The 18,687-nt window shown below is 56.8% G+C and carries 16 protein-coding genes and 1 pseudogene; 10 read left to right on the top strand and 7 right to left on the bottom strand.

Annotated elements, in window-relative coordinates; genetic code table 11:
• Nucleotides 1-340: 340 nt before the first annotated feature.
• Nucleotides 341-3,082, top strand: a complete 2,742-nt coding sequence (locus tag AUC61_RS09105) for a winged helix-turn-helix domain-containing protein (RefSeq protein ID WP_243245605.1) — start codon at nt 341-343, stop codon at nt 3,080-3,082.
• A 3-nt stretch (nt 3,083-3,085) separates the two neighbouring features.
• Here AUC61_RS09105 and AUC61_RS09100 read toward each other — a convergent pair whose 3' ends face one another.
• Nucleotides 3,086-4,297 (bottom strand): cyclic di-GMP phosphodiesterase, encoded by a 1,212-nt coding sequence (locus AUC61_RS09100; protein WP_243245604.1) that lies wholly within the window; start codon nt 4,295-4,297, stop codon nt 3,086-3,088.
• Between the two features lie 296 nt (nt 4,298-4,593).
• Here AUC61_RS09100 and AUC61_RS09095 point away from each other — a divergent pair.
• From AUC61_RS09095 to AUC61_RS09075, 5 genes and pseudogenes are all read left to right on the top strand, one after another.
• Nucleotides 4,594-4,677: pseudogene (locus AUC61_RS09095) on the top strand (MBL fold metallo-hydrolase); the annotation flags it as partial.
• Nucleotides 4,678-4,777: 100 nt separating this feature from the next.
• The gene (locus AUC61_RS09090; RefSeq protein WP_243245603.1) at nt 4,778-5,482 is read left to right on the top strand and encodes a YiaD family glycine zipper/OmpA-like lipoprotein; all 705 of its coding nucleotides are present in this window, start codon (nt 4,778-4,780) and stop codon (nt 5,480-5,482) included.
• A gap of 157 nt (nt 5,483-5,639) precedes the next feature.
• Nucleotides 5,640-6,152 carry an RNA polymerase sigma factor gene (locus AUC61_RS09085; protein ID WP_243245602.1) on the top strand — a complete coding sequence of 171 codons (513 nt, stop codon included), beginning with the start codon at nt 5,640-5,642 and terminating at the stop codon, nt 6,150-6,152.
• On the top strand, nt 6,149-7,072 hold the full coding sequence (locus tag AUC61_RS09080; protein WP_243245601.1) for a FecR family protein: 924 nt from the start codon (nt 6,149-6,151) through the stop codon (nt 7,070-7,072). Before AUC61_RS09085 ends, AUC61_RS09080 begins: the two co-directional genes overlap by 4 nt.
• Nucleotides 7,073-7,162: 90 nt before the next feature.
• On the top strand, nt 7,163-9,613 hold the full coding sequence (locus AUC61_RS09075) for a TonB-dependent siderophore receptor (RefSeq protein WP_243245600.1): 2,451 nt from the start codon (nt 7,163-7,165) through the stop codon (nt 9,611-9,613).
• 171 nt (nt 9,614-9,784) lie between these two features.
• Here AUC61_RS09075 and AUC61_RS09070 read toward each other — a convergent pair whose 3' ends face one another.
• From AUC61_RS09070 to AUC61_RS09060, 3 genes are all read right to left on the bottom strand, one after another.
• On the bottom strand, nt 9,785-10,690 hold the full coding sequence (locus AUC61_RS09070) for an acyltransferase (RefSeq protein WP_243245599.1): 906 nt from the start codon (nt 10,688-10,690) through the stop codon (nt 9,785-9,787).
• 78 nt (nt 10,691-10,768) lie between these two features.
• Complete coding sequence (pta, locus tag AUC61_RS09065; protein WP_243245598.1) at nt 10,769-12,859, bottom strand: phosphate acetyltransferase; 2,091 nt, start codon at nt 12,857-12,859, stop codon at nt 10,769-10,771.
• Nucleotides 12,860-12,948: 89 nt separating this feature from the next.
• On the bottom strand, nt 12,949-13,158 hold the full coding sequence (locus AUC61_RS09060) for a DUF3565 domain-containing protein (RefSeq protein ID WP_243245670.1): 210 nt from the start codon (nt 13,156-13,158) through the stop codon (nt 12,949-12,951).
• A gap of 109 nt (nt 13,159-13,267) precedes the next feature.
• Between AUC61_RS09060 and AUC61_RS09055 the strand changes: the two genes are divergently transcribed.
• From AUC61_RS09055 to AUC61_RS09045, 3 genes are all read left to right on the top strand, one after another.
• A complete protein-coding gene (locus AUC61_RS09055) occupies nt 13,268-13,753 on the top strand; it encodes an FKBP-type peptidyl-prolyl cis-trans isomerase (RefSeq protein WP_243245597.1) in 486 nt (161 codons plus the stop codon).
• A gap of 119 nt (nt 13,754-13,872) precedes the next feature.
• Nucleotides 13,873-14,355 carry a glutathione peroxidase gene (locus AUC61_RS09050; protein WP_243245596.1) on the top strand — a complete coding sequence of 161 codons (483 nt, stop codon included), beginning with the start codon at nt 13,873-13,875 and terminating at the stop codon, nt 14,353-14,355.
• Between the two features lie 391 nt (nt 14,356-14,746).
• The gene (locus tag AUC61_RS09045) at nt 14,747-15,850 is read left to right on the top strand and encodes an NADH:flavin oxidoreductase (protein WP_243245595.1); all 1,104 of its coding nucleotides are present in this window, start codon (nt 14,747-14,749) and stop codon (nt 15,848-15,850) included.
• On the opposite strand, the gene AUC61_RS09040 is transcribed toward AUC61_RS09045, so the two are convergent.
• The gene (locus AUC61_RS09040; protein ID WP_243245594.1) at nt 15,847-17,040 is read right to left on the bottom strand and encodes a glycosyltransferase family 4 protein; all 1,194 of its coding nucleotides are present in this window, start codon (nt 17,038-17,040) and stop codon (nt 15,847-15,849) included. The genes AUC61_RS09045 and AUC61_RS09040 overlap by 4 nt on opposite strands.
• A gap of 314 nt (nt 17,041-17,354) precedes the next feature.
• On the opposite strand from AUC61_RS09040, the gene AUC61_RS09035 reads away from it, so the two are divergent.
• A complete protein-coding gene (locus AUC61_RS09035) occupies nt 17,355-17,813 on the top strand; it encodes a flagellar protein FlhE (RefSeq protein ID WP_340163289.1) in 459 nt (152 codons plus the stop codon).
• A 42-nt stretch (nt 17,814-17,855) separates the two neighbouring features.
• On the opposite strand, the gene AUC61_RS09030 is transcribed toward AUC61_RS09035, so the two are convergent.
• Together AUC61_RS09030 and AUC61_RS09025 are read right to left on the bottom strand one after the other, a co-directional pair.
• Nucleotides 17,856-18,371 (bottom strand): hypothetical protein, encoded by a 516-nt coding sequence (locus AUC61_RS09030; protein ID WP_243245593.1) that lies wholly within the window; start codon nt 18,369-18,371, stop codon nt 17,856-17,858.
• Nucleotides 18,372-18,382: 11 nt separating this feature from the next.
• Nucleotides 18,383-18,673, bottom strand: a complete 291-nt coding sequence (locus AUC61_RS09025) for a hypothetical protein (protein WP_243245592.1) — start codon at nt 18,671-18,673, stop codon at nt 18,383-18,385.
• Nucleotides 18,674-18,687 lie beyond the last annotated feature (14 nt).

The raw sequence follows: 18,687 nt of genomic DNA, 5'->3' as shown, positions 1-18,687 counted from the left end.
AGAAAATGCATTTCAATCCCGCAGGTTGCAGTGTGCTTGATGAGGGCGGATTGATTCGCGAAGGCAGTGCATCAGACGACAGACATGTTCTGAACGCGCCGGCCCCTTCGCGAATAAACTCGCTCCCACAGGTACTGTATTTGCTGGCCGGTAAATGATGATTCAAAAAATGTTGTGACCCGAGGCCCCGTAACAGGGGCTTTTTTATGGGTATGTATTCGGTTCGATGATTGTAGGCAAATTGTTACAGTCTTTTCCCGCGGTGCCTTCAAAACGGCAGACTTACCGGCTAGTCTCCAGAGCATTCGCCAAGCCGATAAGACTTCAACAAGAGCCGGCCATGACTGACTTGTCCCGTTTGCAAGTATTCGCAGGCAACGCGGTTCCCGCGCTGGAGGGGCGATTCTTTCGACCTCCCTTGCCTGACGGCTACGTGACCCGTGAACGTTTGTGCGCACGCCTGACCGCCGGGTTATCGGGGCGGTTATTGCTGGTCAGTGCGCCAGCAGGTTTCGGCAAGAGTTCGCTGGCGGTGGAGTTTTGCCAGAACCTGCCTGAGCAATGGCAAAGCGTCTGGCTGGGGCTGAGCCCGCGAGACAGCGACCCGGGGCGTTTTCTGGAGCGTCTGCTCGCTGCCCTGCAACAGTTCTTCCCGCAATTGGGCGCGCAGGCGCTGGGCTTGTTGAAAATGCGTCAGCGTCAGCAGCCCTTCGCTTTTGAAGAGTGGCTGGATGGCTTGCTTGATGAGCTGTCGATGCACCTGATGCTCGGTAAGCCTGTTCTGCTGGTCCTCGACGACTACCACCTGGCACAGGGACCGGTACTGGATCGCTGCCTGCAATTCTTCCTCAATCATTTACCCGCCGGGCTGATCGTCATGGTCACCAGCCGCCAGCGTCCTGAATGGCATCTGGCGCGCTTGCGACTCTCGCGGCAACTCGTGGAGCTCAACGAACAGGATTTGCGCCTGACCCATGGCGAATCCCTGGCGCTTTTAGGGCCACGCAGCAGCTCACTGGACGCCGATGCGCTGCAAAGCCTCATTGAGCGCAGCGAAGGCTGGGTTGCCGGGTTGCGTTTCTGGTTACTGGCAGCTTCCGAAGTCGGCACTGACAGTGAGTTGCCTCAGGCGCTGCACGGCGGTGAAGGGTTGATTCGCGATTACTTGCTGGAAGAAGTCATCGATTGCCTGCCCGGTGATGTGCAGGCGTTCGTATATGACACCGCGTGCCTTGAACGCTTTTGTTTTGAATTGTGCGACGCCGTCAGGGACAGCCATGACAGCGCGCAAATGCTGCGCTATCTGCAGGCGCATCAAGTGTTTCTCGTCCCGCTGGATGAGCATGGACGTTGGTACCGTTACCACCATTTATTCTCCGATCTGCTGCGCGCCAGGACGCAGGCCGGGCCGCCACAAAATCGTTTGCACCTGAATGCCTGCCGCTGGTTCAGCGAGCAGGGGTTGCTGGATGAGGCGGTCGAGCAGGCGTTGCGGGCAGGGCATCTGGACGTTGCAGCCAACCTGGTGCAGAACCTTTCTGAAGAACAATTACTCGCTGAGCAAAACGTCGGCATGTTGTTACGCTGGAAAATGGACCTGCCAGACAGCCTGCTGATCAGCACGCCACGGCTGATTGTCTTGTATGCCTGGGCACTCGGGCTGGCGTGTCAGCTCGACGCTGCAGAAGAACTGGCCGAGCACCTTAGCCGCTTTCTTCCGGCGCCTTCTGCTACGGCGCAGAAGTCCATGCTCGCGCAGTGGCTTGCGCTGAGCGGGATTATTGCCCGAGGGCGAGGGGATACCGAAAAGACTCAGCGCTGTTGCAGCGAAGCATTGCTCAGCCTGCCGCGAAAGCGTTACGGCCAGCGCCTGATGTGCCTTTCGACCCTCGCCAATCTGGCCATTGCCGAGGGCGATCTGTGGCGTGCGCGGGCGCTCAACCGTGAGGCGCTTGAGCTCGCGCAACGGGTCGCCAACCCGCTGTTTGAAGCCCTTGCGCATTACGATCGGGCTCGTGCATTGCAGGCACGAGGCGAAATCTTGCGAGCGCTGGACGAAGTGCGCCACGGGTTGCAACGGCTGAAGGGTTTGCCCGCGCAAAGGCTATATGCGATACGCGCGCGGCTGACGCTTTATGAAGGTTTTCTGCTGACGCTGCGTATGCAGAATGATGCTGGCCGTGCGCAACTGATCGCGGGGCTCGCTGAAGCGCGGGCGTGCCGGGATATCAGCGTGCTGATCGGCCACTGCGTGCTCGCCGGTTTGCTCGGCCGTGAGGGGCGTTTCGCCGAGGCATTCGCGGAGTTGTCTGAAGCCGAAAGGCTGATGCATATCTGGGATGTGCCAGCGATTTACTATCTGGCGATGATTACGCTGGTCAAGTGCGAGCTTTGGCTGGCGCAAGGCCGGTTTGATCTGGCTGAAGCCTGGTTGCTGCGACTGACTCAAACCTATAGCGGTGAAACTCCAGCGCCCTCACCTGAGTGCCATCCCCAACTGCCTCATTATGTGGAGCTGCAGTGCGCCGTGCTTGAGCGCATCCAGGGTCAAGTCGGGGCCAGCACCCAGCGCCTTGAACGGCTGGGAAATCATGCCCGCAACGTCGACGGTCAGCTTCTCAATCTGACAGCGCTGGTTCAGCAGATGGTGTTGCTGATGGGGTGTGGCGAGGAGGCAAAGGCTCGCAGCCTGCTTGATCAGAGTCTACGTGCAGCGACTGGCGGAGCACTGCTGCCGTTTCATGATTTGATTGAGCATCATCCTGGCTGGTTGCGCGAGCAACTCCTGCAAGAGGCTCCCTGTGCCGCACGTGATGCCCTGTTGGAAAAAATTCCGCTGGCGACCTGCCCGCCATCGCGTGAGAACGCTGATGTGCTGCACGCTACTGATACCCTCAGCGTGAGAGAACTCAGCGTCCTGCATTTGATTGCCCAAGGGTGTTCGAACCAGGAAATCAGCGACCAGCTTTTCATCTCGCTGCACACCGTCAAAACTCACGCCAGCCATATCAATGGCAAGTTAGGTGTCGAGCGTCGTACCCAGGCTGTGGCCCGGGCGCAGGAGTTGGGCTTGCTGAGCTGAGCCTCAGTTGGCCGCTCCTGCTTTGGCCCCCATCCACAACTCATCGATGTCGGTGATGCCCCAGTCTTCCGGCGTTTCAATCTTCAGGATGGTGTCATGTTCCTGTGAATTGCCCAGGTTGATCACTGTCGGTGTGAGAGGGCGTCGCGTCCGGGCGGACATGAAGACTTTGACGCTTGGCATCAGCAACGATTTTTCGCTCTGTTCGGTAACGACTGCCAGGCGGCCGCTGGCCAGAGACACCAGTGTGCCAACCGGATAAATCCCCAGCGTCTTGACGAAAGTCTGGAAGATTTTTTCGTCGAAGTGACCTTTCCAGTTGGCCATTTCCCGAATTGAATTGGCGGCACCCCAGCCTTTTTTATAAGGCCGGTCGGAAGTGACGGCGTCGTACACATCACACACTGCGCCCATTCTGGCAAACAGGCTGATGTGTTCTCCGGCCAGACCGTGTGGGTAGCCAGAGCCGTCGAACTTTTCATGGTGGTGCAGGCACACATCGAGCACGGTGGCGTTGACCTGATTGCTGTCCTGCAGAATCTTCAGGCCTGCCTCAGGGTGGTGCTTCATCACCGCATATTCTTCAGGGGTCAACCGCCCCGGCTTGTTGAGAATCAGCGGGTCAATCATCATTTTGCCCACGTCATGCATCAGCCCGGCGGCACCCGCTTCACGCACCTGTTCTTCATCCAGATTCATGCGCCGGGCAAGCGCTACCATCAGCGCACACACCGCTACAGAGTGCATGTATGTGTATTCGTCGGAGGTTTTCAGGCGTGACAGGCTGATCAATGCATGGGGATGGCGCAGTATCGAATTGGAGATTTCTTCAACCAGCAGCCCCACGTCCGCCACGTTCATGGCTTTGCCCATCTTGGCTTCGCTGAACATGGTCATCACTGCGTTTTTGGCGCGACCGCAGATCAGTTTGGCACGCGCCAATTCCTCGGCCATGCTCGAAGGCGTTGTATCACTGTTGTCTTCAGCCTGTTGATGGATGGGCGTAACTGAGCCCATACCTTTGGTGTTCAGGCCCAGATTGGTGTCAATCCACACCTCAGTGACGGCCGATTCCTTTATTTGCTTGAAGAAATCAGGATCATTGAGTTTGACTTCAACATCGCTCGCCCACGACGGCTCATTGCTTCGGGGCCGACAGAACTCGTGTATGTGCATACCGAGTTTCAACTCGGCGACGGGGATCTTTTTCAACATGGCCGCGTACCTTCTCGGCGTCGATACGCTGCCTTGCACGGCATGGAATTGGTATATGAGCTGAGTGGCAATTCAGGACAACCGATTTTTGACCTGCGGACCGACATGATTACACCTCGATTCACGAGACTGCTCACTTGATTGCCTAATGCCAGTATATGGTGAGGTTTTAAAAAAAACAGGGGGGGAAACGGCTCCTTTTACAAAAGCCTTAATTGTCATTTATCTTTTATTAATCAGTAGGTTATTTTTATTTAACTTTTAGCGTCAAAAACAAATCTGAAAATCAACGCGCCAATGAAGATCAAACAGTGACCGGGCATGGTCCGGATACGCGACTGGGTGATGAAATGCGTGAGAACCCATTCGTTAGGGCTTGAGCATCGTTCAGGCATGGTTAAGGAATCTTTACGGGCTGCCATGCTCTAATTCGATCACAAGTCCCAGGACCTGCTGTTTATAGAATTCAGGAGCATTCCAATGTTTACCTCGCGTCGTTTGATTATTGTCGCTACTGCCGTGGCCCTGCTTTCCGGGTGTGCGTCGCAGAATCCCTATGACAACCAAGGCCAGGCGCAGAACTCTGGCGGTGTGAGCAAGACTGCGAAATATGGCGGGCTGGGTGCGTTGGCGGGCGCAGTAGCGGGCGCGGCTATTGATCACAACAATCGCGGCAAGGGTGCCTTGATCGGTGCCGCCGTAGTGGGCGCCGCGTCTGCCGGTTACGGTTACTACGCTGACAAGCAGGAAAAGGCACTGCGCGAGAGCATGGCCAACACGGGTGTCGAGGTTCAGCGTCAAGGTGATCAAATCAAGTTGATCATGCCTGGCAACATCACGTTCGCAACCGACTCTTCGGCCATCGCCAGCAGCTTCTATTCGCCGCTGAACAATCTGGCCGGGTCACTGAAGCAGTTCAACCAGAACAACATCGAGATTGTCGGTTACACCGACAGTACCGGTTCGCGTCAGCACAACATGGACTTGTCCCAGCAGCGCGCTCAAAGCGTGAGTACCTACCTGACGTCGCAGGGCGTTGATCCTGCTCGTCTCTCAGTACGTGGCGCAGGCCCTGATCAGCCGATTGCCAGCAACGCCGACGTCAATGGCCGTGCCCAGAACCGTCGGGTTGAGGTTAACCTCAAGCCGATTCCGGGTCAGCAATATGAGCAGTACCAGCAGTAATTCAAAGCGGGTGTGGATGACCGTTTGACCCTAATATCGCAAATAGTAATGCTTCCTATTTGCGATATTTCATTAAAGCTTTTATCCTTGCGCTCCGAGCGGCTGACGCCTTGTCACTGACAGGTAGGTCCAGCCGCCAGCAGCATGGATGAAACGGATGAACTGGAACGGTATCAACTTGCGGTGGGCTTACACCGATCTGTTGCTCAGCCTGAGCAGGCAGACGCGTTGCGTTCACAGCGCCTACGATATCCTTCACGACGCTTTCATTCGCTACATGCTGGCGAGCCAGCGAATCACCATCGAGCAACCCAACGCCTACTTGCGCCGTGTTGCGCATACCGTACTGATCGATCATTACCGCGACGCCTCTCGTTACCTGCCCCTTTACGATGATGAAGGTGCATGCCTGACGCATGACAACGTGAACGAAGAGTTCGCGCCATCAGCCGAGCACCTCGCTGATTTGCAGCAGCGTCTTGAAGCCTTGGAACGCATTCTGGATTGCCTGCCGCCACGTTGCCGTGAAGTCTTCTGGCTGGCCCGTATCGAGGGGCACCGCCAGGCGCATATCGCCAGCCTGCTCAATATCAGCCTGAGCATGGTTGAGCGGCACCTGATGCGTGCCTTGCTCGACCTGCGCGCCGCTCGCGAGACTCTTTGCCCGTGAGTTCGCCCCGGGAGCAGGCGGCGCGCTGGTTTACCCGTTTGCTCGACGTCCCTGAAGATCATCCTGATCGCGCCCGATTTGAGGTGTGGCTGCGTGCCGATTCCCAGCATCGGGTGGAATATCAGGCCTTCTGCGAGTTGTGGGGCGATTTCACCTCAACCCGTAAAACCCAGGCGCTGGCCCACTCCATGGAAAAGCGCAGCAGTCGCCGCACCTTCATGCGCACCGGCCTGCTGGGGCTGAGCGGGTTACTCGTTGCCGGTCTGGCGTGGCGGTACGGCAGTCGCAGCGGGGCTTACGAACAACAGTTTTTTACCCGTCGTGGCGAGCAACTCAAGCAGCGTTTACCCGATGGCAGCGAGATTGTTCTGGGGGCCAACACGCGTGTGCAGGTGCGCTACGAAGGGTTGCAGCGGCAGGTTTTTCTGATGCAGGGCGAAGTCATTTTTGATGTGGCCCATGCTGCCGACCGGCCGTTTATCGTAGACGCAGGGCTTGCGCGGGTAACGGTGCTGGGCACGCGCTTTGTGGTCAACAGGCTTGATGACCGTCTGCGGGTCAGCGTCGAGCGGGGCAAGGTTCAGGTCGACGGTGACGCGGCGAGTCTGCAGCTCACTCAGGATCAAGTAGCCGAAATCCGTCGCGACCAGCCATTGCAGCGCCTGGTCATTCCCGCGGCCAATGCGTTCGCATTCGAGCGTGGTCGATTGATCTTCACGCAGGCGGATCTGGCCGAGATCGCTGAAAGCATCTCTCGCTATCACGAGCAGCCAGTACGCAGCATCGCAGGCAAGAAATCACCCTTGATCACGGCAGTGGTGCAGCTTTCCGACATCGACAGCTTCCTGTCGGCGTTGCCGAAAATCGCGGCCGTCGAGGTTGAGCAGAGTGACGCCATTACCCAACTACGTGCACGTTAAGGGACGGCCGAAAATAATTCTCGTTTGCACATCAGGATTTTTATCCGTTACCGCGTCATTAGGTATCTGCTGCCTATAACGAGAAACCTCATGTTTTGTCATCCCCTGAAGAATCTTGCGGTTGCCATGTCTCTGGCCTTGGCGGGCCACGCAATGGCTGCACCTGTTTCCCTTGATTTGCCCTCGCAACCACTGGCGACATCGCTCAGGCAGTTGGGAGAAACCGCGGGCCTGACCATTGCGGTCGATGACAGTATTGTTGCCCAGCGCAATGCACCTGCTATCAAGGGCAACCTTGAACCGCTGGATGCACTACAGCGCTTGCTTGATGGCAGTGGCCTGACTTATCAGCAGCAAGGCTCGACGTTGGTGATTTCCCGGCGCAACGACGCCGCCATTGAGCTGGGCGCGACCAGTATTCAGGGGCAGGGCATGGGGGAGGCAACCGAGAACTCGGGTTCCTACACTACCGGGCTGACCAGCGTTGGCTCCAAGACGCCGACCAGTCTGCGTCAGACACCGCAGTCGATTTCGATTGTCAGCCAGCAGTTGATGGCCGATCAGCAGATGACGGATATCAACGATGCGATGCGGGCGACACCGGGTATCACCGTGCAGAACAACACCTTCAGAACGGCCGACATTCTGTCCAGGGGCTTCACCATTCAGAACTTTCAGCTCGATGGTGCGGCCCCTATGGCGCAGGGCAGTTCGCTGGGCAGTTTCTATTCGTCCAACGTGTTCGACCTGGCGGAGTTCGACCACCTCGAAGTGTTGCGCGGTTCTGCTGCGCTGTTTGGCGGGACCGGTGATCCAGGCGGCCTCGTCAATATGGTGCGCAAACGGCCCATGGATGCCTTTCAACTGAAACTCACGGCCTCGGCGGGCAGCTGGGACAACTACCGCCAGGAACTGGACGTCACTGGCCCGATAGCATTCGACGGCAAGCTACGTGGACGGATGGTGTTAGCCAATACCGATCGGCAGTATTTCGTTGATAACCGCAGTACGGAAAAACCTTTTTTCTATGGCGTACTGGAAGCGGACGTCACCGATGACACCATGCTGACGTTCGGTGTTCGATACAACAAAGCCCATGAAAACGGCACGCAAAGCTCGGTGCCACGCTATCTGGATGGCTCGGACCTCAAACTCCCACGGCACACCGGTCTAACCCAGAACTGGGCCTACACCGACGCGACGGGGCGCGAAGTGTTCGCCAAGATTGACCACCAGCTCTCGGATGACTGGAAGCTCAATATTTCCTACACCGATTTATGGGACGTGGGCTATTTCAAAAGCGCGACCAGCAATGGCGCAGGCGTTAACCCGACAACCGGAGGCGGGCTGACCTGGTATGGCACGGCGGTCAAGCAGGAAAACCAGCAGCGAATGTGGGACACCAACGTGTCCGGCAATTTCGAGATGTTCGGCTTGCAGCATTCGCTTGTGGTGGGCGCTGACTATCAAGAGATCACCAGCCGATGGTTGGGTACAGCCAGGTTTGCGGAGGCGACTGGAGCGGTCAACGTTTTCGACCCGGCCAGTACGCCTTTTGCCGAGCCAGCCGACACTACCGAATACAGTCGCGACTACAACCCCAACAACCAGAAGCAGTACGGTGTCTACGGTAGCGTGCGTTTGCAGTTGATGGAACCGCTGCACTTGATCGTGGGCGCCCGTGCACAGCGCTACAAGTTTGATCAGACCTACAAGACTCGTGTCGGAACAACCTGGACGACCCAGTCGGAAATCTCCATGCGCGAACCGACCAAAGTCACTCCTTATGGCGGTCTGGTCTATGACCTGAGTGATGAGTGGTCGGTGTATGGCAGCTACTCAGAGATCCACAAGCCTCAGGTCAACTTGCTGGAGGGCCCTCCGCCGGGTACGCCCATGGAGGCGATGGAAGGCAAGACGTATGAAACCGGTCTGAAGGGGGAACTGTTTGGCGGCGCGGTCAACACCAACTTCGCCCTTTACTACACCAAGCGGGAAAACCAGGGGGTGCGTGACCCGAGTTACCCAACCACATCTTCTCTGTTTGCGGGCAGTTGCTGTTACGTCAATCAGGGCGAGGTCGTCAGCAAAGGTATCGATCTCGAAGCGTCGGGTGAAATCCTTCCCGACTGGATGCTGATGGCGGGTTACACGTACAACATGAACCGCAACAAGGATTCGAGTGCGCCGTTGAGCTCAGTGACACCCAAGCACTTGTTCAAACTGTTTTCGACCTATCGGCTGCCGGGCGTCCTGTCTGATTTGAAAGTGGGCGGCGGTGTTAATCTTCAGAGCGCTAACTATTACAGCGGAACCATTACTTACCAAGGTGTTACCAGTGACTACGAATTTGATCAGGCAGGCTATGCGGTGTGGAACGCGCTTGCTGAATATCGGGTCGATGATCACTGGACGGTCACCTATAACGCCAACAACATCTTCGACAAAAACTACTACGCCACTGTGGGCTCGACCTTTGCCACCAACTGGTACGGCGAACCGCGCAACCACATGCTGACGTTGCGCGGTACGTTCTGGTAACGAGCCACGCGCTGTCGCGCAGCAAACATTAGCCCTGTAGGAGCTCACCGAGGTTACGAGGCCAGCGATAGCGGCTTGTCTGATACACCGCCATCGCTGGCCTCGTAACCTCGGTGAGCTCCTACAGGAGAGGGTTCACCCTGAAAGATTGCGGTTGGTTTGATAAGCGCTTCACACCTTTGCGGGATACTCGCTGTGCAACCGCGCCAACAGCTGATCCTTCTCTTCCCACAGCTTATTGATCCACTGCTGGAATTCCAGGCGGTACTCGCCGTCCTGATCGTAATTCTTGCCAATGAAGTGCGGCGGAATCTTGATCTCTTCGAAATGCGCGACCACTTCCCGAACATTACCGCATAGCAGATCCCAGTAACCTGGCCGACCCTGTGGGTAATGAATCGTGACGTTGATGATCGACTCCAGCTGTTCACCCATCGCATCCAGAACAAACGCGATGCCGCCTGCCTTGGGTTTGAGCAGATAGCGGAACGGTGATGACTGCACGGCATGTTTGCCGCTGGTGAAACGGGTGCCTTCAGCGAAGTTGAAAATGCCCACCGGATTATTGCGGAATTTGGCGCAGGTCCGGCGAGTGGTTGCCAGGTCCTTGCCTTGCTTCTCCGGGTGTTTTGCCAGGTAGGCTTTGGAGTAGCGCTTCATGAACGGGAAACCCAGCGCCCACCACGCCAGACCGATCACCGGTACCCAGATCAACTCCTGCTTGAGGAAGAACTTCAACGGGCGAATCCGGCGGTTCAATACATACTGCAACACCATGATGTCGACCCAACTCTGGTGATTGCTGGTCACCAGATACGAGTGCTCGTAATCCAGTCTTTCCAGACCACTCAAATGCCAGCGGGTGTGCCCGATCAGGTTCATCCAGTGATTGTTGTTGGCGATCCACGCTTCATGAATGTGGCTCATCAGCCAGTCCGTCACGCGCTGAGCGGCGGGGAAGGGCAGGCAAAGTTTGAAGATGGCGACCACGAACAGCGGCGTACAACAAACAATGGTGTTGAGCGCCAACAGCAGCGAGGCGATGAAGCCGCGCAATGGGGCAGGCAGGAAATCCATACCGGAAGGGCTCCAGAAGATTATTCGAGTGCTGTCGCCCGGCAGGCGACAGCACCGTGAGTGTGATGCAGCAGTGTGTCAGGAAAGGGTGTCAGCCTGAATCGCCGTCAATGCGATGGTGTAGACGATGTCATCCACCTGTGCGCCGCGGGGCAGATCGTTCACCGGTTTGCGTAGGCCTTGCAGCATCGGCCCGATACTGACGCAGTCGGCGCTGCGTTGTACGGCTTTGTAGGTGGTATTGCCGGTGTTCAGGTCGGGGAACACGAACACATTGGCGCGACCGGCTACGGCGCTGTCGGGTGCTAATTGTCGGGCGACGTTCTCGTTGGCGGCAGCATCGTATTGCAGCGGGCCGTCGATCAGCAGATCGCGCTGAGTCTCCTTGGCGAGTTGCGTTGCCTCACGGACCTTTTCAACTTCTTCGCCGCTGGCCGAGTTGCCGCTGGAATAGCTGATCATAGCGACCCGTGGCGTAATACCGAAGGCCACTGCCGAGTTGGCGCTTTGCAAGGCGATTTCCGCCAGCTCGGCGGCGCTTGGGTGTGGGTTCATGATGCAGTCGCCATAGACCAGTACCTGATCCGGAAACAGCATGAAAAACACCGAAGACACCAGCGTGCAGCCCGGTGCGGTCTTGATCAGTTGCAGGGCCGGGCGAATGGTGTTGGCGGTGGAGTGAATGACACCGGAAACCAGCCCGTCGACCTCGTCCAGCGCCAGCATCATGGTGCCGATCACCACCGTATCTTCCAGTTGCTGCTCAGCCATCGGCGCATTGAGGCTTTTGCTTTTACGCAACTCGACCATTGGTGCGATGTAACGCTCGCGAATCACATCCGGATCAAGAATCTCTAGGCCGGGCGGCAGTTCGATGCCTTGCGCCTTGGCTACCGAATGGACTTCTTCGGGCTTGGCGAGCAGCACGCAACGGGCGATCCCGCGTGCATGACAGATCGCGGCGGCCTGAATGGTCAGCGGCTCGCTGCCTTCGGGCAGCACAATACGTTTGTTGGCGGCCTGAGCCCGCTGGATCAATTGATAACGGAACACCGCCGGGGACAGGCGTAATTCTCTCGGGGTGCCACATCGTTGGTGCAGCCAGTTGGCGTCCAGATGACTGGCGACGAAATCAGTGATGATCTCGGCTCGCTCGCGGTCATCAATGGGGATTTCTTTGTTCAACTGATTGAGCTGAGTGGCCGTGTCATAGGAACCGGTGCTCACCGACAGAACTGGCAGGCCTGCCTGCAAGGCCCCGCGACACAATTCCATGATGCGCGGGTCAGGCACGGTGTCGCTGGTCAGCAGCAAGCCTGCCAGAGGCACGCCGTTCATGGCCGCAAGACTGACGGCAAGAATGATGTCGTCGCGATCGCCAGGCGTCACGACCAGTACGCCGGGTTTGAGTAACTGCACGGTATTGAGCACGGTACGGGCGCAGATAATGATTTTCGACATGCGCCGCTGATCGTAGTCACCGGCGTTGATCACCTGTGCGCCGAGCAGCTCTGCTACATCGCGGGTACGTGGGGCGTTCAGCTCGGCCTGATAGGGAATGCACCCCAGCAAACGGAAGTCGCCGCTGCGCAACAGTGGCGAATGCTCTTTGAGCCGTGCGGCGAACGCTTCCATGCTTTCTTCAGAGCGGACTTTATTGAGAATCACCCCCAGGACTTTCGGGTCCTTGGGGCCGCCAAACAGCTGAGCCTGCAGTTCGACGCGGCCCGAGAGTTCAGCCAGCACTTCGTTTTCCGGTGCCGAGACCAGAATCACATCCGCATCCAGGCTCTTGGCCAGGTGCAGATTGACCCGGGCTGCATAACTGGCGTGACGGGTCGGTACCATGCCTTCGACAATCAAGACGTCTTTGCCAACGGCTGCCTGCTGATAGAGGCTGATGATTTCTTCGAGCAGTTCATCCAGTTGGCCGTCACCGAGCATCCGCTCCACATGAGAAAGGGCCAGCGGTCGTGGCGGATTAAGGCCGTGCGTACGGGCAACCAGTTCCGTGGATCGCTCCGGGCCAAGATCACCAGGGTGCGGTTGAGCGATAGGTTTGAAAAAGCCGACTTTCAACCCGGCGCGCTCAAGAGTACGCACCAGACCCAGGCTGATGGATGTCAGACCCACACCAAAGTCTGTGGGGGCAATAAAGAAAGTCTGCATTCAGGGTTCTCGCTTGAGCAGTACAAGGGCCATGGTGGACGTGAACACACCATTGACCGGGAAACAGGGCGCTGTCGATCCGCAGCGTCTCAACGGTGGCTAAGGTTATCGTTATCCGAGGCCTGCGCACACCAGCCACAGTGAAAGCCCTGACCTATTTTTTGCAGGCGCTGTACGGGATCGAGCACCCAGGCACGTGATTGCCAGGGCGGTTGATGGCGCAGGTGTTGAGTATGCCCGCACGACAACACCGCCACCCAATGGCCCTCTTCGTCCTGCCGGAAATCAGTGACTGTCACGTTATTCAATATGGCCCGTCTGTCTCCGTCCGTCAGAGTTGCGTTCGCTTTCGAGCGATGGCTTGGTTAAACTTGATCGTTCTTCAATCTTAAGCAAAGGTTTTGCCCCATGCCGATCGCCGCCAATAAGGCTGTCTCTATTGACTATACCCTGACCAATGACGCTGGTGAGGTCATCGACAGTTCCGCTGGCGGCGCGCCGCTGGTTTACCTGCAAGGCGCAGGCAATATCATCCCGGGCCTGGAAAAGGCCCTGGACGGCAAGAACGTTGGTGACGAAGTGAAAGTCGCTATCGAGCCGGAAGACGCCTACGGCGAATACTCCGCAGAACTGGTCAGCACTCTGAGCCGCAGCATGTTCGAAGGTGTCGACGAACTGGAAGTGGGTATGCAGTTCCACGCTTCCGGTCCTGACGGCAGCATGCAGATCGTCACCATCCGCGACCTGGACGGCGACGACGTCACTGTTGACGGCAACCACCCACTGGCCGGTCAGCGCTTGAACTTCGAAGTCAAGATCGTTGATATTCGTGACGCCAGCCAGGAAGAAATCGCCCACGGTCACGTGCATGGCGAAGGTGGTCACCACCATTGATTTGAGCTGCTAAGCTCAGGTAGCTGAAAAGGCGCCCAGGCAGGTTCTGCGCGAACGACTTGGTTCACGCAGCCTGGTAGGCGCCTTTTTTGTCCGCTGGATTTGAGGGGGAGTGGGTCATGAGTGCGTTTCACGACATTAAATTGAAGGATCTGGATGGTCAGGAGCTTTCTCTGGCGACCTTCAAGGGACGAGTGGTTCTGGTCGTCAATGTCGCTTCAAAGTGCGGGCTGACGCCTCAATACGCGGCGCTCGAGAATCTCTATCAGCAATACAAGGACCAGGGCTTCAGTGTGCTGGGTCTGCCGTGCAACCAGTTTGCCGGGCAGGAGCCAGGTTCTGCGCAGGAAATCCAGGAGTTCTGCAGTCTCAACTATGGCGTGACCTTCCCGTTGGGCGAGAAGCTTGAGGTGAATGATCCCCATCGTCACCAGCTTTACCGTTTGCTGGCGGGCGAGGGTGCCGAGTTTCCCGGGGATATCACCTGGAATTTCGAAAAGTTTCTGGTCGGTAAAAATGGTGCGGTACTCGCACGATTCTCGCCGCGCACAACGCCCGATGATCCGGCTGTCATTCAGGCCATTGAGAAAGCGCTGAGCTGATTTCTGCGAACACGCGACCTGTAGGAGCTCACGAGCAGCGCGAGGCAACGATAGCGGTCTGCATTAAACCCCGCTTCAAGGCCGTCGTGACCTCCTGTCAAACATCACCTGATTATCTGAACTCACAAAGACCCTGTAGGACCGGATTCATCCGGGAAGGCGGAATTCCTGACCAAGCAGATGCAGCGAAGTTAACGGCCCTTTCGCGAACAAGTTCGCTCCTACCGGCTTGGCGCGAGGTCTGTGTTTGCCGCAAGACAACGAGCTCCTGAAAGGGACAGTGCATCGCTGAGCCGCTTCTTAATCCAAATCACCCAAATCAATAGTGCTGTCACCCCTCTTGGGCGCCGCCCTATCCTTGATGATTCGTAATAATCCCAAGGAGCCTCGCATGCCGGTTAAAGCCCTGTTCAAACCCTTCCGTCTGGGCAGTCTTGAACTGTCGTCGCGTGTTGTCATGGCACCTATGACGCGCTCGTTCTCCCCCGGTCATGTTCCTAATTCGAAAGTGATCGAGTATTACCGTCGCCGCGCTGCAGCCGGTGTTGGTCTGATCATCACTGAAGGCACGACTGTTAATCACCAAGCCTCCAACGGCTACCCCAACGTCCCCCAGTTCTTCGGTGACGCGCCCTTGGCTGGCTGGAAGAAAGTCGTCGATGCGGTGCATGCCGAGGGCGGCAAGATCGTTCCGCAGTTGTGGCATGTCGGTGCAGTGCGTCGTCTGGGCACGGAGCCGGATGCCAGCGTCCCTGCCTACGGGCCTATGGAAAAACTCAAGGAGGGCCAGGTCGTTGTGCATGGCATGAGCAAACAAGACATCGATGATGTTATCGCCGCGTTTGCCCAGGCCGCCAAAGACGCACAGGCCATTGGCATGGACGGGGTAGAAATCCATGGTGCTCATGGCTATCTGGTTGATCAGTTCTTCTGGGAGGGCAGCAATCAGCGCGAAGATGAGTACGGTGGCAGCCTGGCCAACAGGTCGCGGTTTGCTATCGAGCTGGTCAAAGCGGTGCGGGCTGCGGTGGGTCCGGACTACCCGATTATTTTCCGTTTCTCGCAGTGGAAGCAGCAGGATTACAGCGCTCGGCTGGTGCAGACCCCAGAAGCGCTTGGCGAGTTTCTCAAGCCACTGTCGGACGCCGGAGTAGACATTTTCCACTGCTCGACGCGGCGTTTCTGGGAGCCTGAGTTCGAAGGCTCCGATCTCAACCTGGCAGGCTGGACGCGCAAGCTGACCGGCAAACCGACCATTACCGTAGGCAGTGTCGGGCTGGATGGTGAGTTCCTGCAGTTCATGGTCAACACCGACAAGGTCGCTCAGCCCGCCAGCCTGGAGAATCTGCTCAAGCGTCTGGACGCTGATGAGTTTGATCTGGTGGCCGTGGGACGTGCGTTGCTGGTGGATCCGGATTGGGCTGTAAAAGTTCGCGAAGGACGTGAGCAAGACATTCTGCCGTTCAGTCGCGATGCACTGACCACGCTGGTCTAGCGTTTGAGCTTCAACTCGGTGCCATGGACCTGTCGAGAAGTGACGGGTTCTGGCAGCGGGCAGGCACTGAGCATTTTTCGTTCGAACAGATCAATGATCGCCCCCCAGCCCTGACGGCTCGCGTGCTGCCGGGCATTGAGACGCACACGTCTCAAGGTTTCGCTGTCTTCCAGCAACCAGCAGGCCGCATCAATAAAGGCCGCCTCGTCGCCTGGCATGGCCAGCGCGCCATTATGCCCGTGGCGAATATGCTGCCCTGCCGCAGCCTCGTCATAAGCCACCACACCCAGCCCCGATGCCAGTGCTTCCAACACGACATTGCCAAAGGTCTCGGTCAGGCTTGGGAACAGAAATACATCCCCTGATGCGTAGTGTTCGGCCAGCGCTTCACCGCGCTGAGTGCCACAGAAGATAGCGTCCGGAAGTTGTTGTTGGAGCGCTGCGCGTTGCGGACCGTCGCCCACAATCACCAGTTTCAACTGGCGCTGCGGATACTTGATGCGTAAAGCTTCAAAACCCGACTTGAGCAGACTCAGGTTTTTTTCCGGCGCGAGTCTGCCGACGTGTAGCACGGCGATGTCGCCAGCGCCCAGCCCCCAACCTTCGCGTAGCGTCTGCGAGCGTTTCGACGGATGAAATAACCCACTGTCTACGCCTCGTGAAAGCAGTTCGATACGTTCGAAGCCTTTCCTCTCAAGGGCGATCTTCTGGCTGATGCTGGGGACCAGCGTCACCTTCGAGCGGTTGTGGAACCAGCGCAGGTAATGAGTCAGCAAACGGTTCATGAAACCCATGCCGTATTGCTGTGTGTACTGCGCAAAGTTGGTGTGGAAGCCGCTGATCACCGTAATCCCCAACCGGCGCGCCGCCCGCAACGCCGAGAGCCCCAGCGGACCTTCAGTGGCGATGTACAGCACGTCCGGTCGCTGCCGCTGCCAACGGCGCAGCAGCTTATGCATCGACGACTGCCCCCATTGCAGGCCCGGATAACCCGGGATCGGCCAGCCTCGGCAGAGCATCAGATCATCGGCGGCCAGCGCTGCATCGCCAGCCTGACGTGGCCGCACCAGTTCCACCCGATGCCCGCGCAGCCGCAGCCCGTCGCACAAACGGCCCAGGGTATTGGCAACGCCATTGATCTCGGGAGCGAAGGTTTCGGTAATTAAGGTGATGTGAAGAATTTGGCTCATGACAGCCAGTGTCGACCGCAATGATTTCGTTTATGTGGCGGTGGGGTGATGGATTTGTGACGGGTGTGGATATGATTGAGGTGGGCGCAATGCAAGTTAATAGTAAGTTGAATAAACGGTAAAGATATTTAGTTGGATGGACTGCAAGAGAAAGATTGTCGTCCGGCGAGGCCGCAAGTTTTCTTTGTAGGTCTTTCATTCAGTATATATGTAGTGTTAATGCAGTTTTCTTTCTGGGTAACGTCGGGTTTATCGAGTCACTGACTGGTTAGTTGGATGGTTTGAATCTCTCGGGGCGTGTTGTCTTCATCTCGATGAAGCGGCGTTCTCGTTACTTTATTTCAGGAAGAAAAATGAAAAACGTTAAAAAGTTGAACGGTATTTTTGCGTCTGTCGTAATTGTCGCTGCGGCTTTATTGGGCTCTCACAGTGCCATGGCCGGTAGTTATAGTTCATCGGTAAATTTGCCTGCGTTGCATTCCAGAGGTTACGTGTACGTTGCCCAAGTCCCCGTACCCAACACAGTGAGAGAGGGGCAAACCATCAGGAATGTTAACTGGAACTGGAATGTTCAAGGCTGGCCTCGGGGATTGCAGGTCTATCTTTGCCAAGCCTCGGACCGATGCATAGACGTCTCCAGAGTGCGAAGGGGATCTACAGCCCGGTTCCACGGTTTTCTTGCCAGGCAACCGCTTTATTTTGAGCTGAAACTTGCGGCGGGTGGACCTTCGCCGGTCGCTGGGCAATTGGGTCAGGTAACTGTCAGCTGGTAACCAAGAGTTTCGTACCCGCCCGAAGCGCGGGTACGACCAATATCACCAACTACTCATGTCCAGAAAGCGAGGTGGCAATGAGTCGTTGAATCTCAGGACTTTCTCAAGAATTTCTATAGGCGGTGTGCCTTTTTTCATCTCTGCTCGATAAAGGTTGATGCGTTCTCTTTGCATGGTGAGCATGGTATTCGTGTAGTAAGCGGACGACTCGGCCGTGATCAGTTCGCCGTTTCCCGAATAGCGAATGTTGTCCCTGTCGGTGACATCAATAAGTGGCATTGTCAGTGAGTTGAAAGCATAGCTGTGCGCCAGCCGGTACGCGTCTTCGGGCGATGTCCGCGCCTCCATCATGATGTCTTCCCTGATCTGCTCGTTTGATAGTATTCGGCCGACCGGCTGCCTATCCGGTCTGTAGCAGTTCATCTTCTCCTCAAAGACTTTGCCAAACGAAGAGGTAGATCCAGCATTGCCTGGGTTAGCGGAGCTTTTGTTTATGGAAGTGCTCGACCCGGTTATAGAGGTCGCACCCTTGACGTCTTTATCAATCTGCATCGTCATGTCTGCTGCCTTCACCGCGTAGTAGATAAAACAAACGGCAAAATCCGCGACTCGCCAATTGTTTCCAATGCCGCGGGCTTGGGCTTGGGCGGGCCGCTGACTGGATTGAGGCTGGTGAGTTGCAAGTGTGATCGTGGTTTCGTCAGGCGACACAACGCGGCGGGCTGCGCTTCGATCTTTTGAGCAGACGTCGATTTGGTTACACCGTTCAGGATCTGCGCGAACCCTCCGGAGTCTGCTGTTGAGGTTTTTTTCTGCCCGGTCTTAGTATTCGGGTGAATGGTAGTTGGCTTGATTTCCATGTTTTGCTCACTCC

Source organism: Pseudomonas maioricensis (genome assembly GCF_022790535.1).
GTDB classification, from domain to species: Bacteria; Pseudomonadota; Gammaproteobacteria; order Pseudomonadales; family Pseudomonadaceae; genus Aquipseudomonas; species Aquipseudomonas maioricensis.
This window is presented reverse-complemented; position numbering and strand designations above follow the sequence as displayed.

What these genes read in the sequence shown, in the direction of transcription:
- AUC61_RS09105 (WP_243245605.1), top strand. Translation starts at nt 341, where the DNA reads ATGACTGACTTGTCCCGTTTGCAAGTATTCGCAGGCAACGCGGTTCCC.
- AUC61_RS09100 (WP_243245604.1), bottom strand. Translation starts at nt 4,297, where the DNA reads ATGTTGAAAAAGATCCCCGTCGCCGAGTTGAAACTCGGTATGCACATA.
- AUC61_RS09090 (WP_243245603.1), top strand. Translation starts at nt 4,778, where the DNA reads ATGTTTACCTCGCGTCGTTTGATTATTGTCGCTACTGCCGTGGCCCTG.
- AUC61_RS09085 (WP_243245602.1), top strand. Translation starts at nt 5,640, where the DNA reads ATGAACTGGAACGGTATCAACTTGCGGTGGGCTTACACCGATCTGTTG.
- AUC61_RS09075 (WP_243245600.1), top strand. Translation starts at nt 7,163, where the DNA reads ATGTTTTGTCATCCCCTGAAGAATCTTGCGGTTGCCATGTCTCTGGCC.
- AUC61_RS09070 (WP_243245599.1), bottom strand. Translation starts at nt 10,690, where the DNA reads ATGGATTTCCTGCCTGCCCCATTGCGCGGCTTCATCGCCTCGCTGCTG.
- pta (WP_243245598.1), bottom strand. Translation starts at nt 12,859, where the DNA reads ATGCAGACTTTCTTTATTGCCCCCACAGACTTTGGTGTGGGTCTGACA.
- AUC61_RS09055 (WP_243245597.1), top strand. Translation starts at nt 13,268, where the DNA reads ATGCCGATCGCCGCCAATAAGGCTGTCTCTATTGACTATACCCTGACC.
- AUC61_RS09050 (WP_243245596.1), top strand. Translation starts at nt 13,873, where the DNA reads ATGAGTGCGTTTCACGACATTAAATTGAAGGATCTGGATGGTCAGGAG.
- AUC61_RS09045 (WP_243245595.1), top strand. Translation starts at nt 14,747, where the DNA reads ATGCCGGTTAAAGCCCTGTTCAAACCCTTCCGTCTGGGCAGTCTTGAA.
- AUC61_RS09040 (WP_243245594.1), bottom strand. Translation starts at nt 17,040, where the DNA reads ATGAGCCAAATTCTTCACATCACCTTAATTACCGAAACCTTCGCTCCC.
- AUC61_RS09035 (WP_340163289.1), top strand. Translation starts at nt 17,355, where the DNA reads ATGAAGCGGCGTTCTCGTTACTTTATTTCAGGAAGAAAAATGAAAAAC.
- AUC61_RS09030 (WP_243245593.1), bottom strand. Translation starts at nt 18,371, where the DNA reads ATGACGATGCAGATTGATAAAGACGTCAAGGGTGCGACCTCTATAACC.
- AUC61_RS09025 (WP_243245592.1), bottom strand. Translation starts at nt 18,673, where the DNA reads ATGGAAATCAAGCCAACTACCATTCACCCGAATACTAAGACCGGGCAG.